The following is a 4,235-nucleotide window of genomic DNA, read 5'->3' as shown; positions in this document are numbered from 1 at the left end:
CTCCCAGTTCGGCCAGTTCCGCCACATGCGCGGCGACGTCCTGCTGGCTGCGTCCGGAGTATCCGGCGTTGAGCAGGCGCGTCACGGTCACGGTGCGCCGGCTCTCGTCCGGCAGCGTGAAGGAGAGGCTGGGCATGGGGATTCCTCCAGGTCGGGCTGGTTCTCAAGCTGTTCTGCGCATATTCCGCGCCCCCGAAGGGTTGCGCATACGAGCTGTATACAGCAAGTATGCTCCACGTACCAAAGGTCCTGACGTGAGGGAGCCCCGTGGACCAGAACATGCCGCACCGGACGGCGGCCGATGAGCCGGGCCCGCAAGGCCCCGACCGCAGAACAATGACGAAGGCGTTCGTCGCCAGCCTCACCGGCACGTCGCTGGAGTGGTACGACTTCGCCGTCTACTCGGCCGCGTCGGCGCTCGTCTTCGGCAAGCTCTTCTTCCCCTCCGACGACCCGCTCACCGGCACGCTGCTCGCCTTCTCCACGTACGCCGTGGGCTACGTAGCCCGGCCCGTGGGCGGCTTCGTCTTCGGCCGCCTCGGTGACGTCATCGGCCGCAAGCGCGTGCTCGTCGCCACCCTCGTGCTGGTCGGGGTGGCCACCTTCCTGATCGGCTGTCTTCCCACGCACGCCGTCGCCGGCCCGGTGGCGCCCGCGCTGCTGGTCCTGCTGCGCTTCGCGCAGGGCGTCGGGGTGGGCGGCGAATGGGGCGGCGCAGTGCTGCTCTCCAGCGAGTTCGGCAACAGCAGACAGCGCGGCTTCTGGGCCTCGGCGGCGCAGGTCGGCCCGCCGGTCGGCAACCTCATGGCCAACGGTGCCCTGGCCGCCCTCGGCGCGATGCTGACGACGGAACAGTTCCTCTCCTTCGGCTGGCGGATCGCGTTCCTGCTCTCCGGCGTCCTGGTCGCCTTCGGGCTGTGGGTCCGTACGCACCTGGAGGAGACTCCGGTGTTCAAGGCGATCGAATCCGGCGGGGAACGCCCCGAGGCGCCCATCCGCGAGGTCTTCGCCACCCAGCGCAGGGAGCTGGCCGCCGCGATCCTCTGCCGGGTCGCGCCCGACGTCCTGTACGCGATGTTCACCGTCTTCGTCCTCACCTACGCGACCGAGCAGCTCGGCATGCCCCAGAGCGAAGCGCTCACGGCCGTGCTGCTGGGCTCGGGACTGCAGATCTTCCTGATCCCCCTCGCAGGTGCCCTCTCCGACCGCTGGAACCGCCGGCACATGTACCTGACCGCGGCGATCGCCGCCGCGGTGTGGCCGTTCGTCTTCTTCCCCCTGGCCGAGACGCGCTCCTGGGCGATGCTCGTGCTGGGCGTCGTCGGCGCGCTCGCCATCCACTCCCTGATGTACGGGCCGCAGGCGGCCTTCATCGCGGAACAGTTCAGCCCGCGGCTGCGCTACACCGGATCCTCCCTCGCCTACACCCTGGCCGGGGTCATCGGCGGCGCCGTCGCCCCGCTGGTGTTCACGGCACTGCTCGGCACGTTCGGCACCTGGCTGCCGCTCGCGGGGTACATCGTGCTCGCGGCGGTCCTGACCGTGGCCGGCGTACTGCTGGGACGGAACGCGGACCACACCGAGGACGAGGAGTACACCAAGCTGGTCGGCGGGCGTTCCCCGGCCGACCCGGTCGACTCGCCCACGTGACCCGTCCCTTCCGTCCAGCCATCAGCCCGACCAGCCTCTTCAAGGAGGAGCAGTGACGACTCTGCGCATCGCGCTGTGCCAGTTCACCGCCGGTACCGACCCCGAGGACAACCTGCGCACCATGGACGCCCTCGCGGAGCGGGCGGCCCGGGAGGGCGCCCGGCTGGCGGTCTTCCCGGAGGCGGCCATGGCCCGCTTCGGGATTCCGCTCGGCCCCGTGGCCCAGCCGCTGGACGGTCCGTGGGCCGACGGAGTGCGGGACATGGCGCGTCGGCACGGACTGACCGTGGTGGCCGGGATGTTCACCCCGTCGCCCGACGGCCGGGTCACCAACACACTGCTGGCCACCGGTCCGGACGGCGAGACCTCGTACGACAAGATCCATCTCTACGACGCCTTCGGCTTCTCCGAGTCCGACACCGTCGCCCCCGGCACGAAGGTGGTCACCATCGATGTCGACGGCGTCCGGGTCGGCTTGGCGACCTGCTACGACGTGCGGTTCCCGGAACTGTTCCGGGCGCATGCCGACGCCGGCGCGATGCTGTCCGTACTGCCGGCCTCCTGGGGTGCCGGGCCCGGCAAGCTGGCGCACTGGGACCTGCTGACCAGGGCGCGCGCTCTGGACGCGACGGTGTGGCTGGCTGCGGTCGGCCAGGCGCCTCCCGGACCGGGGGCGGACATCCAGCAGCCCACCAAGGCGCCGACCGGAATCGGTCACAGTGTGCTCGTCGGCCCCGACGGGCGGATCAGGGAGGAAGCCGGTGAGGCACCCGAGCTGATCGTGGCCGACGTCGATGTGGCGGAGGTCGAGCGGGTGCGCCGGGCGGTGGCCGTACTGGACAACCGGCGCCTGTGACCGACGACCGGGCGGCAGGCCCCTCAGCCTTCAGAAAGGCCCCTCAGCCTTCACTAAGGATGAGCCGAGTCGCCGCGATGTGCTCGTCGATCGCGGCGCAGGCCAGATCCGCCCGCTCGGAGACCAACGCGTCGAGAATGCGCCGGTGCTCGACGCACACCTCGTCCTGGCGCCCGACGGAGCGGTAGAGGGCCGTGACGCCGGCGCGGACCTGGCGGCTGCGCAGCGCGTCGTACTGCTTCGCCATCAGCTTGTTGCCGGCCGCGACGATGAGCGTGGCGTGGAAACGGTGGTCGGCGGCGATGAACTCCTTGGCGGCCTCGCTGCCCCGCAGCTTGGCCTGTTCACCCAGGATCCGGTCCATCTCCGCGACCGGGGCGGTGCCGGTCGCGACCGTACGCCGCGCCGCGTAGCGCTCCAGCAGGGCGCGCATCTCCATCAGCTCGCCGATCTCCCGGCCGGAGAGCGGCGCGATGTAGGCGCCGCGCTTGGGCACCAGGCTGACGAGGTCCTCGGCGGCGAGCAGCAGCAGCGCCTCGCGGATGGGAGTGCGGGAGATGCCGAGACGGTCGGCGATCGTCTGCTCGGAAAGGAACTCGCCCTGCATGGCCGGATCGGTGAGCACGGTCTCCTTGAGGAACGTGTACGCCTTCTGCCGTCCGGACATCGCAGCCAGCTCTCATCATCCATGTGATTGCATACAACCTGTATACACAGCCTATCACGGCATCGACGACTGCCGTTGGGGTGGATGAGGCGCGGTCCGGTGGCGTGGTGCGCGGCAGGCACGGGGGTGCCTTCCTAAGGTCGGCGGCTGACGGGCCGCGTCGGTGACCTGACCAGCGAATGGGTGACGGCCCGTCACGTCAACGTCAGCGCCGTCCCCTTCCGTCGCCGGAGTCCCGTGAACACGTCCGCCCCAGCCGTAGGTCCACCCCCTGCCCGTTACGACGACCTGCGCGCACTGGTCTTCAACTGCACGCTCAAGCGGTCGCCCGAACGCAGCAACACCGAAGGGCTCATCGACTTCAGCCGCCGCATCATGGAGGCCCAGGGTGTGCGGGTCGAGGTGGTGCGGGCCGTCGACCACGACATCGCGACGGGTGTCTGGCCGGACATGACGAAACACGGCTGGGAGAGGGACGTCTGGCCCGGTCTCTACGAGAAGGTCCTGGCCGCGGACATCCTGGTACTGGCCGGCCCCATCTGGCTCGGCGACAACAGTTCCGTGACGAAGCGGGTCATCGAGCGCCTGTACGCCTGCTCCAGCCTCCTCAACGACGCGGGCCAGTACTCGTATTACGGGCGGGTCGGCGGGTGTCTCATCACCGGGAACGAGGACGGCGTCAAGCACTGCGCGATGGACATCCTCTACAGCCTCCAGCATCTCGGCTACACCATCCCGCCGCAGGCCGACTCCGGGTGGATCGGTGAGGCCGGCCCGGGGCCGTCGTACCTCGACCCGGGTTCAGGCGGTCCGGAGAACGACTTCACCAACCGCAACACCACCTTCATGACCTGGAACCTGCTGCATCTGGCCAGAATGCTGAAGGACGCGGGCGGCGTGCCGGCCTACGGCAACCAGCGCACCGCCTGGGACGCGGGCTGCCACCACGACTACGAGAATCCCGAACACCGGTGAGCGGCCGGTGAGTTTCCGGTACGGGACGGGTTCGTACGGGCAACACCCCAGGCGGAGCGGCCTCTGACCGGCATGACGGTCAGAGGC

The 4,235-nt window shown here is 69.8% G+C and carries 4 protein-coding genes; 3 read left to right on the top strand and 1 reads right to left on the bottom strand.

The window, feature by feature from the left end; translation table 11 throughout:
• Positions 1–336: 336 nt before the first annotated feature.
• On the top strand, positions 337–1,650 hold the full coding sequence (locus tag ACRDP3_RS22235; protein ID WP_431518759.1) for an MFS transporter: 1,314 nt from the start codon (positions 337–339) through the stop codon (positions 1,648–1,650).
• Positions 1,651–1,711: 61 nt separating this feature from the next.
• On the top strand, positions 1,712–2,506 hold the full coding sequence (locus ACRDP3_RS22230) for a carbon-nitrogen hydrolase family protein (protein WP_431518758.1): 795 nt from the start codon (positions 1,712–1,714) through the stop codon (positions 2,504–2,506).
• 43 nt (positions 2,507–2,549) lie between these two features.
• On the opposite strand, the gene ACRDP3_RS22225 is transcribed toward ACRDP3_RS22230, so the two are convergent.
• On the bottom strand, positions 2,550–3,173 hold the full coding sequence (locus tag ACRDP3_RS22225) for a GntR family transcriptional regulator (protein ID WP_431518757.1): 624 nt from the start codon (positions 3,171–3,173) through the stop codon (positions 2,550–2,552).
• A gap of 237 nt (positions 3,174–3,410) precedes the next feature.
• Here ACRDP3_RS22225 and ACRDP3_RS22220 point away from each other — a divergent pair, with 237 nt between their 5' ends.
• Positions 3,411–4,148 carry a flavodoxin family protein gene (locus ACRDP3_RS22220; RefSeq protein ID WP_431518756.1) on the top strand — a complete coding sequence of 246 codons (738 nt, stop codon included), beginning with the start codon at positions 3,411–3,413 and terminating at the stop codon, positions 4,146–4,148.
• Positions 4,149–4,235: the final 87 nt, after the last annotated feature.

It is taken from the genome of Streptomyces sp. (assembly GCF_050698815.1).
GTDB lineage: Bacteria > Actinomycetota > Actinomycetes > Streptomycetales > Streptomycetaceae > Streptomyces.
This window is presented reverse-complemented; position numbering and strand designations above follow the sequence as displayed.

What these genes read in the sequence shown, in the direction of transcription:
- ACRDP3_RS22225 (WP_431518757.1), bottom strand. Translation starts at nt 3,173, where the DNA reads ATGTCCGGACGGCAGAAGGCGTACACGTTCCTCAAGGAGACCGTGCTC.
- ACRDP3_RS22235 (WP_431518759.1), top strand. Translation starts at nt 337, where the DNA reads ATGACGAAGGCGTTCGTCGCCAGCCTCACCGGCACGTCGCTGGAGTGG.